The 17,188-nt window shown below is 35.3% G+C and carries 10 protein-coding genes; 4 read left to right on the top strand and 6 right to left on the bottom strand.

The window, feature by feature from the left end; all coding sequences use genetic code 11:
* Positions 1 to 206: 206 nt before the first annotated feature.
* The 6 genes from UABHE_RS13335 to serS form a co-directional block, all read right to left on the bottom strand.
* Entirely contained in the window at positions 207 to 1,229 is a 1,023-nt protein-coding gene (locus UABHE_RS13335) for an IS110 family transposase (protein WP_372370836.1), read from the bottom strand.
* A 651-nt stretch (positions 1,230 to 1,880) separates the two neighbouring features.
* The gene (gspG, locus tag UABHE_RS13330; protein WP_372370835.1) at positions 1,881 to 2,297 is read right to left on the bottom strand and encodes a type II secretion system major pseudopilin GspG; all 417 of its coding nucleotides are present in this window, start codon (positions 2,295 to 2,297) and stop codon (positions 1,881 to 1,883) included.
* A 9-nt stretch (positions 2,298 to 2,306) separates the two neighbouring features.
* Positions 2,307 to 3,512 (bottom strand): type II secretion system inner membrane protein GspF, encoded by a 1,206-nt coding sequence (gene gspF, locus UABHE_RS13325; protein WP_372370834.1) that lies wholly within the window; start codon positions 3,510 to 3,512, stop codon positions 2,307 to 2,309.
* A gap of 8 nt (positions 3,513 to 3,520) precedes the next feature.
* Positions 3,521 to 5,290 carry a hypothetical protein gene (locus UABHE_RS13320; protein WP_372370833.1) on the bottom strand — a complete coding sequence of 590 codons (1,770 nt, stop codon included), beginning with the start codon at positions 5,288 to 5,290 and terminating at the stop codon, positions 3,521 to 3,523.
* Positions 5,291 to 5,543: 253 nt separating this feature from the next.
* Positions 5,544 to 7,598: a protein kinase gene (locus tag UABHE_RS13315; RefSeq protein ID WP_372370832.1), complete on the bottom strand. Its 2,055-nt coding sequence runs from the start codon at positions 7,596 to 7,598 to the stop codon at positions 5,544 to 5,546.
* A gap of 12 nt (positions 7,599 to 7,610) precedes the next feature.
* The gene (gene serS, locus UABHE_RS13310; RefSeq protein ID WP_372370831.1) at positions 7,611 to 8,870 is read right to left on the bottom strand and encodes a serine--tRNA ligase; all 1,260 of its coding nucleotides are present in this window, start codon (positions 8,868 to 8,870) and stop codon (positions 7,611 to 7,613) included.
* Positions 8,871 to 9,415: 545 nt separating this feature from the next.
* Here serS and UABHE_RS13305 point away from each other — a divergent pair.
* The 4 genes from UABHE_RS13305 to UABHE_RS13290 all read left to right on the top strand — a co-directional run bounded on the left by UABHE_RS13305 (position 9,416) and on the right by UABHE_RS13290 (position 16,980).
* Positions 9,416 to 10,750, top strand: a complete 1,335-nt coding sequence (locus tag UABHE_RS13305; RefSeq protein WP_372370830.1) for a protein kinase — start codon at positions 9,416 to 9,418, stop codon at positions 10,748 to 10,750.
* A 32-nt stretch (positions 10,751 to 10,782) separates the two neighbouring features.
* Positions 10,783 to 14,469 carry an SIS domain-containing protein gene (locus UABHE_RS13300; protein ID WP_372370829.1) on the top strand — a complete coding sequence of 1,229 codons (3,687 nt, stop codon included), beginning with the start codon at positions 10,783 to 10,785 and terminating at the stop codon, positions 14,467 to 14,469.
* 493 nt (positions 14,470 to 14,962) lie between these two features.
* Positions 14,963 to 15,766 carry a lipopolysaccharide core heptose(I) kinase RfaP gene (gene rfaP, locus UABHE_RS13295; protein ID WP_372370828.1) on the top strand — a complete coding sequence of 268 codons (804 nt, stop codon included), beginning with the start codon at positions 14,963 to 14,965 and terminating at the stop codon, positions 15,764 to 15,766.
* Positions 15,763 to 16,980 (top strand): hypothetical protein, encoded by a 1,218-nt coding sequence (locus tag UABHE_RS13290; protein ID WP_372370827.1) that lies wholly within the window; start codon positions 15,763 to 15,765, stop codon positions 16,978 to 16,980. The genes rfaP and UABHE_RS13290 overlap by 4 nt, the downstream gene beginning before the upstream one ends.
* Positions 16,981 to 17,188 lie beyond the last annotated feature (208 nt).

Raw genomic sequence — 17,188 nt, 5'->3', positions numbered from 1 at the left:
TATGTTAAAAATTCGTGACTGTTAACTGTCATTGCTGCTTTCGTAGTAATTGTGATTGCTGTTATGTCACTAAAATGATGAAAATCGGAATTAAAATCTATATTTTATCTGGTGAGATGCAATTAGATTTCTCTCATCGAGACAAGTCAAAAACTCAGTAAAATTAAAATTTTCAAAGAACAGTAAAGAAGCTATAAAAAATAAGGTTAAGAAATAAATTTTAAAGGATCAAAAGACGTATTTTTATGAAAAGTAGTCCAAGCCCAAATAAGAATTTTACGAGCGCAAGCAATAAGAGCAAGCTTCTTGTGCTTGCCACGAGAAACAAGACGATTAAAAAAGGTGCGAAGAGGACCTTTTGTAGTTCCGTAAACAGCTCCGAGAGCTCCAAGATACAGCATTTTACGTAAAGAAGGATTACCTTTACGAGAAATAGCTTCGTGGCATTTAATGCTAGAACCACTAGATCGAGGTACTGGATCGAGGCCAACATAAGAAGTAAGTTGTTTTGCAGAACCAAGACCTTGAGTAAGAGAAGTCCAACGATGAAAAAGGACAAGAAAATAAAGAGAATTTTTATCACCAACGCCAGGAGTTTTTTTGAGCTTTTTGACTTGTTCTTTTAAGTCAATATGCTCCCCAATGTGGTCGTTGATGTCACTCTCAAGACGTCTAATTTCATCTTGAATCCACTCGATGGATCTTTTGATACTAGCAAGAGCAGAACCTTCAAACTTTAGTTTGAGAAGTAAGGCATTAAGGCGATTTTTTTCACGCAAAAGGGATTGCTCTAATTCTTCTTTACGTTTGAGCATTTCGTCAAGTTGAGCAATATGCTCTTCTTGAGGTTGCCACTGTGGTAAAGTGCCTTTTGCAATAGCAAAATTAGCAAGTAATCTTGCATCCATACGATCTGTTTTGGCTCTTATGCCTTCTGATTCAGCCCACTTTCTTACTTTAAATGGGTTGACCATGTTTACAGTCCATTCGTGGTCGAGAGCAAATCTTGCTATTGGTTGCTCATATCCACCGCTTGGCTCTATTACTACTCGTATTTTTTCTAACTCATGTTTTTTTATTATGTTCTTTAACTGTTTTAATAACTTTTTATGACCTTTGTTTGCGTTGGAGAATGTTCCAAGATCTGTTGGCTTATCCTGACTTTTATTTATTATTGCGACATCCAATTTGTCTTGGCTTACATCTATTCCTACTGTGAGAACTGACATTTTTTATTCCTTATCTTATGAATGAAATACCTTTCTCACTGAGTGTTGTTCTCTGGGGACCCTTTGCTACCTGGTATACGAGCTCGGAGCTCTGATTTCTCTACGCTTTCCCAGAGATTTTTGACCTGTCTAACAACGGTTTTGAGAAACCTTTGGCGTTTATTTGTCCGGTCTACTCAAGAGAAGATTATTGATTCTGTCTAAATATCAAGTTTTGCCTTAGGGCGTGTGCGAATTTTATCTTCTCAAAGTAGATTAATTTTGTCAAGATTGATGATACCAGGGCGTGTCATCATTCAAAATATTGTGTGTTTTTTCGAGCCCGAGCCCGTTTGCGAGCCCGTTTCCGAAACTTTCACTAACAATTTATCAAAGAAGCAAAGTTTCTTTTTCCATCGCAAAAAACTAGTATTGAACCAATAAATCACTTTCTGTCGCTCTCAAAAAGTTTTCGGGCGCGGGCTCAATACTACTGGCGTATCATTAAATGAATCCGTTATATTTTTATCTGTATTGAATGATGACACGCCCTAATTACTCTAAATATCGATACGTTTTGTTTAAAATTAGTTAAATTCAGTGGTCTAAACAAAAAAATGCTCGTACTTGTTTAATAAGTACGAGCATTTTGATAACTATGATTGAACTAAACTATTCTTCTTCTTTTTTATGTAGCTCGGTGTATTTGATATCAGCACCTTCACCCTCACCACCATCACGACTATCAGCACCAAAAGAGGTAATTTCGAATTTGCTTTTTCTCTTTTTGTACTCGTACTCATTTCCCCAAGGATCTAAAGGAATTGCATCGATAAATGTGTCACCACTTTTATTTGGTTTTGTAAGAGTTTCTAAGTTTTTTGGATAAGAACCTTTTTTCATTTTATAAAGCTTAAGTACTTCACCAAAGTTTTTAATTTGGGTCTTGGCTGCACTGATACGTGCATCTTTCAAATAACGAACAACTCCTGCACCTACAACTCCTGCAAGAAGTCCAATAATAACCACTACAACCATGATCTCTACTAGAGAGAATCCACGTGACCGATTATAATGAGATTTTTTCATAAATTTCTCCTATAGTTGTGACATCTGCATGATGGGCATTATAATAGCTAATACGATAAAACCTACAATAGCTGACAAGCTAACTATCATAATAGGTTCCAACAAAGATGTAACTTTTTGGGTAGTAATTTCAACTTCTTCGTCGTAAGCACTTGCAATCTTAACTAAAACTTTATCAAGATTACCACTCTGCTCTCCCACAGAGATCATATAACCTACAACCGAAGGAAAAACATCACTTTTACGTATGGCAAGTGAGATTCCATTACCATCAATGATATTTTTTTCTACTTCATCTAATGTTTCTTCCATTACTTTATTATCAACGACATTACGTACAATTCGTAGTGATTCGAGTGCTGGTAAACCCGATTGCAATAATGTAGAAAATGTTACTGCAAATCGCGATACCGATTGTTTTTTGAATAATATTCCAAAGATAGGAAGCGACAAACAAAAGCGATCAAAAGAGCGTCGCCCGTAAGGGCTTGAAATAAAAGATTTAAACGCTATAACCATAGTGATCACAATTGCCAAAACTAGCCACCACCAATTAATAAAAAAATCAGATAAAAATATAAGTATCTGTGTTGGCACAGGTAACTCACCACCGTTACTTTCAATTGCGCGGCGAATTTTAGGGACAACAAAAGTTACTAAGAAAATAACCACTACAACCCCAATAAATGCCATCATAAAAGGATATGCTAAGGCAGCAGATACTTTTCCTTTCATGCGACTTTGCGCTTGTAAATAGTTTGCTAATTGATTCAATATAGCATCGAGATTTCCGGCTGCTTCTCCTGCGCGAACCATGTGAATATATAGTTCGGGAAAAACATGAGCGTGCTGCGCAAGTGCATCCGCAAAAGTAGTACCTGCGGTAATTTTTTCGCGAATATCTCGGAAAACAATTTGTACATTTTTGTCTTCGATTTGTTCAATAAGTACGCCAATCGCCTCACGCAATTTAATATCTGATTCAATTAAAGTAGCTAACTGTCTCGTTATCATCGCTAATTCCATTGGTTTTATTTTCTTTGCCGAGCGATTTTTTGGACTTGAGGCAGATTTTTTATTCATAACCTTTAAGTCCATTACATGAATGCGATCCATGCGCAATTTATCTCGTGCTTCTTTTGGGCTATCGGCATCAATAAGACCTCTTTTTATTTGACCCGATTTTCCTAGTGCTTTGTATTCATATATTGGCATAAAATACCTCATTGTCTTGGGGGACGTTGAAACATAATCGTTTTTTCTATTTTGGGAGTCTTGGTATTTATAATAATATAATCAAGACATTGAAAAATGAGCCAGCGCAGTTGAATTTTTCGTACAGGTAAATTCAAATAGTAATATTCTCCTGCGAATGTAATTGGATCTTTTTCATCTTGTAAAACTGGAATAAGCAGTGGAATAGCATGCTGACCAGCTTGTAGTAATTTGTATATATGACCACTTAAACTTCCCAAAACTTTACTGTCGGCAATTGCAATATCGATATTATAACAATCTGTCGGATTCAAAACGATTTCAAATTCAAAAGGAAAAAATTTTGCACAAGATGCTAGTTTGTTTGAAAGACGTTCATCTAAAGAACCGAATATTCCCACAAGTAACTTTTCTTGAAATTTTTTATTGACTACTACGGGAAAACGCAGACAAAATCCTTTACTAATGACCTCTAATTCTGTCAAAGTATTACGCGTAACTTTTTGGTACTCGCGAAATAACTTTTTGATACTTTTCTTTGTCTTTTCTGTTTTACTAGCATTTTTAGCTACTGTTTTTATTTGTAAAATGTCCCAGTCACCTTTACGTGTTGCAGGAAGAATTTTAGATACAAAAGAAATCGAACTTCCTTTTTCAGCCAATAAAATACACATGTATGTAAAAATTGTAAGTATTTGATTTGTACTTACACAATCAGCATACAATAAAACGCGAGATTGTTCGTGAACAATGTTCCACGAAATTTGGCGTCGAAGAAGTCTATTATAATGAGATTTAAAAACCTGATCAAAAACATCACAAAACTCAAAAATAATTTTATCTTTGAATGGTGGCAAATCGATAATGTTAATGAGCGCCTTGTGCGTGGTTTTTAAAAACTCATCTAGTTCTGAACTATAGACATCTCCAGAGAAAATCATACGTTGTAACACCTGTAAGTGATTTTCTATGTTAGATAGACGTTGACCACTAATAGATAGTTTATTATTTTTGGCATTTTTTTGTAATTGTTCTAGGTATTCTTGCCCAAACTTGTGATATTGTCTGAGACTTTTTACTAATTGTAAAACGTGATTTTCCATTTCAACAAGTTGTTCTAAGCGAATCTCTCCTGTTTTTGTACGTACAATTCCAGAAAGAGCTTCGATTTTTTTGCACTTATTTATTGCGGTATCAAATTTTAATAAGCGCACATGGTTTTTGATTTGTTGAATGTGAATGTCTAGATTGGCAAGAAGTCCGCGATTCGCTGATTGTTCTTGAAGAAGGTAAAATTCATGGAGAAGTGTTTCTATTTTTTGTGGAATTTCTCGCAAAAAATCTTGAAGAATATCTGTGTTTGAACGGATGATTTCCCACAAATTTTGAGTATCTAAATTGTTTTTTTGTGCAACATTGTTTAATTGCTGTTCTAGTTGCTGGCGAAAATTATTATTGCTTTTGTTATCTTCAGTAAGATTTTTAATATCTTGTTGTAGTTGTTTTTGTTGTTGAGAATAATTTTCACATTTTGCGTTGAGAGCTGTTATCGCTTCTTCTTTTTGTTGTATAACGATTGGTAGCTTTTGTAATTTACTAATTCGTAAGGCTTCTTCTTGTGCAAGAAATAATCTATTGATGGCTACGAACAAGACAAAAATAGAAATCGCACAACTAAAATAATTTAAAGTGGTGTTTTGAAGAATCAAATTTACAAACAAAGTGATAATCAATATAAACAAAGATAGAAAATATATAGTAGGAGCTTTTTTATTCATATTTTAGTTTTTGTATAGCAATTTTAGCTGTTTCTTAGAAGCAAGAAAAACGGACTATCTCTTTTTATATAATTACCCTAATTGCTAATCTTATCCCTTGAAAATTAAACCATGAAGGATGTAGAGAAAAAAGAAAAATTAATTAAGAACGCGGAAAATAAGAACTAAAGGAGCATAACTTTTAATAAAAGTCTGTGTAAAGTTGTATTCTTAAACGATTGATGCTTGTGACATTATTTAAGGCTAGGTAGAATTATACTGTACGTTTATTCTCCATCTCCATAAATTCTAAACATAGTTCTTTGTATTTGTGCACTTCTTCACTTTCTTTACTCGATTCATCGCTCAAGGTAAGTAGGTAATCAAATCTTTCCAGTGCTTCGCTGTATTTATTTTCTCTGAAAAATAACATGGCTTCATCCATTGCTTTTTCGAACACTTCTTCTTTTTCTAGCTCATGTTGAGCATAATTTCTATACTCCAAAGCTTTTTTGTGAGAATCCATACATTGTAGTATTCTGTTAAAACAAACAATTGCTTCATGCCATTGTTTTTGATTATAAAACTTCATTCCTTCCTGGTAGAAAAAGCTGATATCTTCAATTGTATTTCCATCATGTAAACGTGCTTTAGCTTGCTCTAAGAACTGATGGGCTTCTTTGTGATTTGGATTTAAAGAAATGGCTTCTTCTAAACTAAAGACCGCTTCATCATATTGCCAACGCTCGTACATTTGCAACCCGCGTTTGTAAGCTTCATCAACAGCGATTCTCGTAGTTGCTTGTTTTTCGTACGATTTTTCAGCGAGATCATGGTAGTTTTTGGCATGATCATGATCAGGGTTTATTTCCAATACTTTTTTAAAGTAGTTGATCGCTGTTTGGTATCTACCTTTTTTCATGGAGATAAGGCCGTTGGTATATAAACCAGTAATTTCGGCTATACGTAATTTTTTCTGGGCACTGTTGCGAAGCTGTGCTGCTTCTATGTGATCCTCATCGTAATCTAAAGCTTGCTCAAAAAAGTCAACTGCATCTTCATAATTACCCTCATCATAAGCTTTTTGGCCTGTTGTAAATGCAATATTGCACTGCTCTGTTTCGCGTTGAATAATCGCTTCCCCTGCTTTGAGTAAATCAGGAAGTTCTCTGTCTATATCCTGAACAATTCCTTTTAAACGACTAGAGTTGGGATATTTTTTAACTATACGCAATATCTTTGCAACGTAGTTGAGAGCTCCTTCTTCATCTTCTTCGTCGAAAAGAACAAAGGTTTCTTGGACTAAATCGCGAATATGCACCGCAGCCTCTTCTTCTTTTTGCATTTTGATGGAGTCTTCGCGATTTGCGAATGCTTCTTCGTAGTATGCTGTTTCTTTGCCGTATATAGAGAGGACTTTATTGAAAAAATAAATAGCATTTTCGAGTTTTCGGCGTTCAAGAGCCTTGCGTCCGTGAGACATTAAGGAGTGGACACTTAAATCGGTAGTAAAATCAATACGATCTGTTGCGCCAATAACTTCATTGATCATCGTTTCAATATCAGGATAGCGGTCTTCGGGTTTTTTTGATAGAGCCTTTAATATTATTTGTTCCAATTCTTTTGAAATCTCGCCATTTAGTTTGTTAGGTTTCGCTGGTTTTTGCTGTAAATGCATTCGGCTTATCGATGACATCGTTGTTCCGTTGAATGGAGGAACACCTGTCACCATTTCGTAAAAAATCGCTCCTAGAGCATATTGGTCGGTGTGCACAGTATACTCACCGGCTAATTGCTCTGGAGCCATATATTTTATTTTACCTAAACATAAATTAGATGGAGTTACTTTTGGAACATTTATCTCTCGACAAGCTCCTAGACCTAGTATTTTTACAGTTTCTGCTTTACCTACAATGATATTACCAGGATATAATTTGCGATGTAATATTTTCTTTTTATGTGCAAAAGCAATTGCACGAGATATTTGTAAAAAATACTCTACCGCTTGTGAAATTCCTAGATGACCTTGATCTTTTAGCATGTTGGCTAGTGAAACGCCATCGAAGTAGTCCATCACAAATCCAAGTTGATCGTCGTGATAAATTGCCGAAAATATTTGAACAAAGCTAGGAATATCTAACTTTGCCCAAGCTTGAACTGCCAATAGTAATCGATCACGCACAACTTTCTTTTTCGCGAGTTGTGGATGTATGATTTTTATTGAGCGCATAACTTCGAGGTGAATATCTGTTGCTTTATAAACTACTCCAGTAGTCGCCAATGCTATTTTTGATTCGATTTTGCAGTTATTGAAAACCTGGCCTATCATAGTATGTATCCCTTAAATTTCTTTTGCCCCACTTAGGTACGATTGTAAAGCTTCTGGAACAGAAATACGACCATCGGCTTTTTGATATGTTTCCCAAATAGCAGCCATGAGCCGTGGAACCGCTAAACCTGAACCATTAAGTAAGTGAAGAAATTGCGGTTTTTCGCCTTGATTTTTGTAGCGAATATTAGCTCTTCTTGCTTGGAAATCTTTGCAGTTACTACAACTAGATACTTCGAGCCAACGTTCTACTCCAGGTGCCCAAACTTCTAAATCGTACGTTTTTGAAGACGCAAAAGACATATCTTCAGAAGCAAGTAATAATACTCGGTAGTGTAGATTTAATTTTTGAAGTACAGCTTCTGCATTTTTCAGTATCGTTTCAAGCGCTTCATCGGACTTATTTGGCTCAACAAATTTTACTAACTCAACTTTTTTGAATTCGTGTACGCGAAGTAAGCCACGTGTATCTTTACCTGCAGCCCCTGCTTCTCTGCGATAGCAAGAAGTCGCGGCGGTTACGCTGATAGGTATTTCACTGGCCGGAATAACTTCATTTTGATACAGATTTACTAAGGCAACCTCAGATGTCGGTATTAAAAATAAATCATCAGGCTGAGTGTTGTACATGTCGTTTTCCATCTTAGGAAGTTGTCCTGATCCCTCGACAGTTCTACGCAAAACTAAATGAGGAGGAGAAATCTCGGTGTAACCAGCTTCTACCTGTAAATCCAACATAAAGTTAATAAGTGCTCTTTCAAATCTAGCTCCGGCTCCAACAAGAACGTTAAAACCGCTGCCGCTCATACGTGAAGCGCGTTCAGTTTCAAGGATTCCAAGATCCTTGCCTAAATCCCAATGTGCTTTAGGAGTAAAGTCAAATTTAGATTTTTCTCCGTGAACACTAAGAAGTTTATTCTGCGATTCATCCCCTATCGGAATATCTTCCTGTGGTAGATTTGGTATTTCTAAAAGAATGCCTCGTATTTTGTCATCTATTTCACTGATTTCGTGGTCGTGATCTTTGATACTCTTGGAAGTTTCTTTCATATGCGAAATTACTTCGGAAATATCTCTTCCCTCTTTTTTAGCAGCGGCGACTTCTTCATTTTTTTGGTTTCTGATTTGTTTTAAATTTTCAACAGCAACTATTTTCTCTCGTCGCAATTCATCTAACTGCAAAAGATCATCTATTCTATGATCGTATTTTCTTTTTTTTAACAGTTCTCTGGCTTTATCCGGGTACTTCCGGACAAACTTTATATCTAACATGGAAAAATTTTCCTCGTATAAATTAAGGAGTGACCCTATTTACTCATATTCAGTATCTTTAAGCACTAGTATTTTGTTAGGCGTACGAACATTTACCTTCTTTATAATTTAGCTTTTTTAGGTTAACATACTACTTTTTTATTGTAGGCAATTTTGTGTTTTCAAAGCGCCTCGCTACTCCCTAAAATAACTAACATTCTATAAAAACTTAGATGTCGATACGTCTTACTTTGAAAGCACATAACGGCATTGTGTACTTTTAAAGTGCTTCGCTATTGCCTAAAATAACTCGAATTCTATAAAAATTTAAATAAGAGCACACCCTATTGAAAGTGTCTAATAATGCGCAAATTTCGTTGATGACATGCCCTAGTTTACCTTTTTTTTTTTCAAAAAGCAACTGACATTTAATGATAGTTTCTTATTGATTTGTAACCTCGAATATATAATAATAACAAGAAATCGATAACATTGCATAGACGTGCGCTTATAGAAGTGCACTCTAATCTAAAACATTTTATCATTACAGAGGAAGTAAAACGTTTATGAAGGCCGAATTACTAATGGTTCAGGGGGAAAATACTGCACGGAAAATTATTATCCAACCCAATGGGAAAGTAGTTTTAGGGCGTCATCATCTGTGCGAGGTAATCCTTAACGACGCGAATGTTTCGCGGCTTCATACTTTAGTTGTTTTCTCTCCAAAGGGCAGTAGTATTGTCGACCTAGGAAGTGCAACTGGTACTTACCTAAATGACCGTAGAGTACAAAAATCAGCCCTCATATTTGGAGACGAAATTCGTTTAGGAAAGAATGTCTTCAAGTTTGTACGTCGTGACGATGGTAATGAAGTACAAAAAACCAAAGCAAGTAATACATCAAAGCGATTACAAAAACACAATACGCTTAAAGAGGTTCTTGTTGATGATAGTAATAACCTAGCCGATGAAAAACACCCATGCCGTGGTTGTTCAAAAGAAGTAACAAGAGAAGATATACTACTAGGAAAAGCTGTATTTTTTAAAAAGCGTTATTACTGCGAAGATTGCCTACCTTTAGAAAAGGCTATTCCTCCTGTTGTTGCGCAGTACAAATTACTGATGCCCTTAGGCGGTGGATCAGTGAGTAATGTATTTAAAGCTCGTCATGTCTTTGTTGATACAGTGGTTGCTATTAAACTTATGCGTACCAATTTAACTGGTCAAAAAAATATCGTTGAACGATTTTTTCGCGAAGCCAAATTTGGAATTCGTTTTGATCATGAAAACATTGTACGAATTTACGATGCTGGCAAAGCTCTAAAATATTATTATCTAGTGCTAGAGTACTTCGATGGTAAAACATTATATGAGGTAGCCGGACAAAAGCCATTTTCAATTTCTCAAACAATACAAATCGCAAAGCAACTGTGTAATGCGGTAGCCTATGCCCACTCATGGGGAGTTGTCCACCGTGATATAAAACCGTCAAATGTTTTGATCAACCACACAGGGGAACTTAAACTAACAGATTTGGGAGCTGCAAAAGAGTGGGAAAACCCAGAATCAAGCGATTTAACACAGCGTGGTCAATTTATTGGGACACTCCGCTATCAACCGCCAGAGCAAATAGCAAATGCAAGCAAAGTAGATCAACGTGCTGATATTTATGCTATTGGATCGTGTTTGTATTATTGTTTAACAGGGCGTCCGCCTTTTGAAGGTAAAACGCTTGCTGAGCTTTTAGATAAAGTTTTGGGAGGAAAATTTGTTCCTATTAAAGAATTATGCCCAGGTATACCTGTTGCACTAAACAAGCTTATTACACAATCTTTACAAAAAGATGCGAAAAAACGTCCGCAAACAATGGAAGAAGTAAAAGTGTACCTAAAAGATCTTTAGGTTATCTGGAAAAATTTGTATAGAGGAATATTGTGAGTATAAAAACCATCATCCGAAAAAGCTTGAACACATTTGTTTATTATAATTGGAAGGTAGCAAAAACTATTTGGCAGTGCCAGTCAGCTATTATTCGATATCTGACTGACAGCGATGGTGATACTGTTGTTCTTGGTTGCGGGATCGCAGGCATTGTCTACCCACGATATTTAAAACAAGTCTCTGATATTCCTGATCCGTGTGCATTCTGGGGAGAAATAAAATCTTCTCCCCAGAATGCATTGTCACTACTTGAATCTGTACGCTTATTAAAAACGCCACAAAAAATGTTCGAAATTTTAAACAGTGAAAAGGAGCGGCAACAGCTTTCCAAACTTGCAAGTGAGATTCGCGATTTTGTGGCATCGCGCGTAAAACAAATTTCCAATATATCTTCGCAACAAACAGAAAAAATCACCCAAGAAAATCTGTGGCTTCTTGATAGCGCCTGGTCTATTCAACAAGAGTGTATAGATTTTGCCGATTATGTTGTTGATTTATTTCCTGAAGCGCGCAGTAAGTTAGACATCTTTTGTGAATGTTTGGCTATTGCAGCAGTCTTACGCGGACTAGATAAGAAATTAGAAACGCGTGGACGCGATTCATGTGGACTATCAGTAATGTTTACCTTAGATAAAAAAGATTACAACTTTTTTGTTGATTTTTTAAATCAACAGTCTTTGGCAAAAATATTCAATGACCGATGTGATATTGTGGATTTAAAAAATTATGCACTTCGCATTTATCATGGTGAGAAGTCTAGTGTGTTTACCTTTACTTACAAAGTAGCAAAAGCGGTGGGCCAACTAGGGGATAATGTTGCTTTATTACAAAAATATATAAAAGAAGACCGAATTTTACGTGCTTTACTATGCAATGCGAAACATGAATTTTCCAGTGCGATTGTTCACACTCGTTGGGCTTCTCAAGGAGTAGTTTCTATTGAAAATTGCCACCCTGTGGATAATAGCCTTTCTAATTGCAAAAACCAAGGTTCTATTTATACGGTATTAAATGGAGATATTGATAACTATTTAGAAATACGCCACCGATATGAAAATGACCAACAAACTATTAGCGAACAAATAACGACAGATGCTAAAATTATTCCGATAGTTATTGATAGATTCTTCCAAGAAGATAATAATCTAGATCGGGCGTTTTGCAAAGCTATAAAGGTGCTAAACGGATCTTTTGCTATTGAGATGCACAGTAGTTTAGAGCCAGGAAAAATATATCTCGCGCAACAAGGTAAAGGGCAAGGACTGTATGTTGGCATCTCTGAATATGGTTACCATATTGCCTCGGAAATATATGGGTTTGTCGAACAGACAGCAAAATATATATCAATGGAACCAGGGCAAATTATTATTCTTGACCAAAATAGCAGTGGTGGTATTGATGCAATTCGCGCATTTGACACGAATGGACAACCTATAGCTCTTGATCTCAAAACAGCACAAACGCCAATCACAACGCGCGATGTTTTTCTTGATACGACAAAATTTCAACATTTCTTACAAAAAGAAATTCATGAAGCTCCGCAAATTATTGAAAAAACTCTTTGTGGCAAATGGTTAAAGACAACTAACGGCCAAATAACAACTAATCTTGGGAGCGAAATTCTTCCTCTAAAGATTCGCGATAAACTGCAAAAAAATGAATATAGGTATGTGTATTTTGTCGGAATGGGAACAGCGCATGCTGCAGGAGAAGCTATTGCTGCTACTTTTGCCAATATCCTACAAGAGCACAGTGAACTTATTTTTTCGAGTTTACTTGCCACAGAATTTATGGCAACTTATACAAAAAAGAATCGCCAAAATACACTAGTTATAGGTGTCTCTCAATCGGGAGGAACAACAGACACAAATGCTGCTATTCGCAAATTCATAGAAGATAAAGCAGATGTACTTGGTATTATCAACAAGCGCGATTCTGATATGAGTTTTCTTGTAGATGGAGTTTTATATACAGGAGATGGACGCGATGTAGAAATTGCCGTGGCGTCAACAAAAGCGTTTTATGCCCAAGTAGTTGCAGGAACACTCTATGCATTAGAAATAGCGAAGATACAGAGACTCTCTGGTAATAAAATTCACGAAATTGTTAGCGAATTACTAGAGATTCCTAGTAAATTAGAGACACTATTTGCGCGTCGTAATCATATCAAAAATTCAGCATATGAGCTGGCCCCTAAACATGTTTATTGGGATACTCTTTCAACGGGTATTGGCAAACCTGTTGCTCGCGAACTTAAGATAAAATTAAGTGAACTTTGTTATATGAGTATTCCTTCGTTTGCAGCAGCGAACAAAAAACATATTAATCTCTCTGCTGAAGCGCTCATTCTATGCTTTTTAGGAGCAGTAGATTTTTCAGGTATATCGCACCAAGGTGCTTTGGCTAAAGACTTGAGAGGCGAAATAGCTATCTTTTTAGCTCAAAGCAATACCCCTATTGTCATCACTACTGAAAATGATATCACTTACGACGATGTTGTTCCAGAAGATAAACAACCTTATCAACTTCTTAAGGTTCTTCCAGAAATTTCTCCTACTTTTTCTGTTATAATGAATACTGCAGCAGGACATTTATGGGCATATTATGCTGCCCAAGCTTTGAATAGACGTTCCTTGTTTTTGGCGCAAATTCTCGATGATTTTCATAATTTAGAAGCGACTTATGAAAATAGCGCAAACAAACAAAATATAATGCATTCTAAAGATTTCCAGAAGTGTATGAGTAAACACTATAAAAACTATAGGGATCTTATTGTTAAAAACGATTTTAACAATGGTTTACTTACAAAAGATGCGAGTGAATTGGAAAAGCTTTTTTTACTTATTTTACAAGTTATCCCTGCGAGCGCGACCTCTGTGCTTTTTGATGAAAATTGGAGCAGTGAACGTATTTTACAAGAATTTAAAAGCAAGTTGTCGTATTTGCGAACATGGCTGTGTCGTTCTATTGATGCGATCAAGCACCAAGCAAAATATATAACTGTTGGAGTAACGGGATTTGAAGGTATTACTGATATGCCTGATGGAGTGTTACAAAGTGTTTTTCAAAATCTTTTGCAACAAAACCTACTCATTCGTTACGAAGAAGACGTAAATGAATATGACCTCATTACATTGTCAAATATTCAGTGTGGTATAGGCAAAATTATTGGTGGCCTGCTTTATGATGTTTACGAACAAGAACAACAAATCTTCTTACAAGTTGTGCCGCAATCAGCTTTTGGTGATTCGCAAAACCAAACTTCACGCTATAATTCAAAAGCACAATTGCGCGGTGGGCGCAAAGCCATCGCCATAAAAAATGATAAAGTAAATATTGGTAAAGGACACGACAACAAAAATACAATAAGCATTCCTATTCGTTCTTTAGGTAAAATTAGTAAAATTTTATTGTGTCGGTTTGAAACGAATGAAAATATTGAGCCATTAGAAAAAGTAACTCTACTTGGTGGATTAGAAGCGAGAAATTCTAAGGCAACAGAAATATTCATTGCTGTCCAAGAAAATAGAGAACAAATTCTTGCTTATCATAATATAAATAACAATATTTTAGACGATTGTTTTTTAGCAAAACTCTTACAACAAATAACAGTAAAAGATTTATTGTTACTTTCTCACGAAGATATTAGTGAGAAAATTATTGATCAAACCCAACAATAGAAAACTAACCCAATTACTAGGGCATCGACATGCCCTAATCTTAAATCCCTTGAAAATTAAATGACATTCGTTTTTCTTTATGGGTACGTCTCAGTTAGAAAGAAGAACCGCTCCTATTAAAACCCAAAAATCGAAAAGCAGGTTTAAGGCGGACACCGAACAGTGCTGTGGCCGATTGCTGCTAGAGAATCTCACTCTAGAAAATAAGTGGAGGTCACTACAGTCTGAGAGTGTAGTGCCGAGAGTAAAAACTCAACTTATAGTTCCCTGTTAGAGACAGCAGAGTAAATAATTTTTTTATTTCTAGTACGTGGCCAAGTCTATCCTCTGGCAGACGAGGAGCGTTGCTAAAAAAAATGATTCACAAAATACTTGTTACTGTTTTTGTACGGTTTATTGTGCATTTGTTTTATAATTAGTCAATAGTAATTTTAGGCTTTTGGGATTTTTTAGCTGCTGTACGCAGCCTATTTTCAACTAGCAGGTAAAAACTATGTTTTATTTACGCGAAAATCTACAACAAGATTTATCACCTCAAAATACATTTGACGATATATTGAAACTTTGTGGTAAAACTTATCGCCAAGTAAAAAATCGTCATACTTTTTCTATAGACAGAAACAACAAAACATATTTTATTAAAATACACACTGGTGTTGGCTGGAAAGAAATCTTCAAAAATTTACTTCGTGCCAAAATACCCATCATTGGTGCAAAAAATGAGTGGCAAGCCATTGAATTATGTAAAAAGCTAGATATAAACACCATGGAAATCGCTGGCTATGGGAAAAAAGGAATAAATCCTGCCAAACAAAAATCTTTTCTAATTACTGATGCTCTACAATCAATGGAAACATTGGAGGATTTTACTCCCCATTTTTTAGCACAAGCTACGAGAGATGACCCACTAAAACAACAAATCATTAAATCAATGGCAGTAATTACTCGCAAACTACATCGCGTAAACATGACTCACCACGATTTGTACATATGTCATTTTCTTATTGACCATAAAAAGTTACAGAGCAATCAAGTAAGTCTGTATCTGATTGACTTGCATAGAGCTCAATATCATTCTCTTTTAAAGAGACGTTATATAATAAAAGATCTTGCAGCCATTTACTTTTCTTCTATGGATTTACCTCTTGCAGAAGAAGATCTACACCTCTTTATGGAAACTTATCGCGAGAAATCGATATCATGGATTCTGAAAAATGATTTGCTTTTTTGGAAAGAAGTTCAACAAAGAGCAATCAAACTATATCGTAAAATACATAAGAAGGAACCTTCGCTATGAATAAAGTGCTTGGTATTTTATTAGGGCTTATTGTTGTGACATGTCTAGGGGTATATATTCGTATTAATATTCTTCACAACGCTGTAGATATAAAGATACAGTATTTACAAAAAAGTGGCATGATCACGAATTTATCTGTACTTCATAATACTTATTATGCGCCTATAGAGCAAAACTTTGCGTCGTCCTTTGAGAAAGCAATACAAGCCTACCAAGGTGTTGAAAAAATAGATTCTCACGATGAAATTCTTTACCACATTGATTGGGACAAAAAGCACTCTAAATTGAAAATCGAGACTTTTTGTCAACGCTACAAAGAAGTATATAAAATACTGAACACTATTCCTATTAACAACCGTTGTCGATTTGGGATTGATTTTAACCAAGGCTATCTTCTTCAACAAGACCATTTAGTAGATCTCAGTACTTTATCGCGTTTACTTTTATCTCGTTTGTATGTTGCAGTTGAATCCCAGGATATTTCTCTAGCAATTGAGTGTCTTCGAAGTAGCGTTGCGATACTCAACTCAATACGCGAAGAGCCATCTATTTTATCTTTAGTTCACTTACGTAAAATCAACATTAATATAGTACATGGTTTTCAAATATTAGTTGAAAATCGTAAATTAACTAATGAACACATACAAGTATTGCAAAACGTATTTTCGCAAATTCCACATATGAATATTAAACGTTATTTTTTTTCTGAAATGGCGTGTGCGATAGATATTTTTAGAAATTCGAAAAAGCACGGAATAAAAGAACAATTCTTGGATAAGATAAAAGCAACAGCATCAAAAACAATTATAGGGCATTTAAAAAAATGGCAGGAAGATTACAAGATACTTAATTCAAAGATTTCTATTGAAGATAAAATAAAAAAGATGAGTTTATCTTCAAATGTTGCTTTACAAGGAATTACTTTAGAACAGATGTATCCACTAATTTTTTCATTTAATGAAACAACAATACTATTGAAAATATCACTCGCAATAGAAGCGTACTACAGTAATAATGATGAATTACCACAGAGTTTGCAAGACCTTATTCCAATCTATTTATCCTCTATACCAACGCTTTTAAAAACAAAAAAGCCTTTTGTTTATAAGTTAGGTACACAAAAAACATCAAGATTTTATGAAATTTTAAGGGCCGAAATATTATTCGCCACCGACTTAAAAAAATCGAATATTCTCATTAATAAGCCCAAGTAATCCCTACGAAGATAGTGAGAGTGCGGATGATATGGAATTATCACTTGTGCAGGTGTGGATGATTGTAAATTTTGTTACCTGGAAAATATAAAAAAACGCAGAAAAAAGGTTCTTCTTTGAAACTATTTTAAAAAAAAATTGCTAAATCGTATTTAATGGAGAATAATTACAAGAGGAACTTTATGTTTGAGTTCATTTTGTAAGGGTG

The sequence above is a fragment of the Candidatus Uabimicrobium helgolandensis genome (assembly GCF_041508025.1).
In the GTDB taxonomy this organism is placed as follows: Bacteria; Planctomycetota; Uabimicrobiia; order Uabimicrobiales; family Uabimicrobiaceae; genus Uabimicrobium; species Uabimicrobium helgolandensis.
The sequence above is the reverse complement of the archived record's forward strand: the minus strand, read 5'-3'. Positions and strand labels throughout refer to the sequence as shown.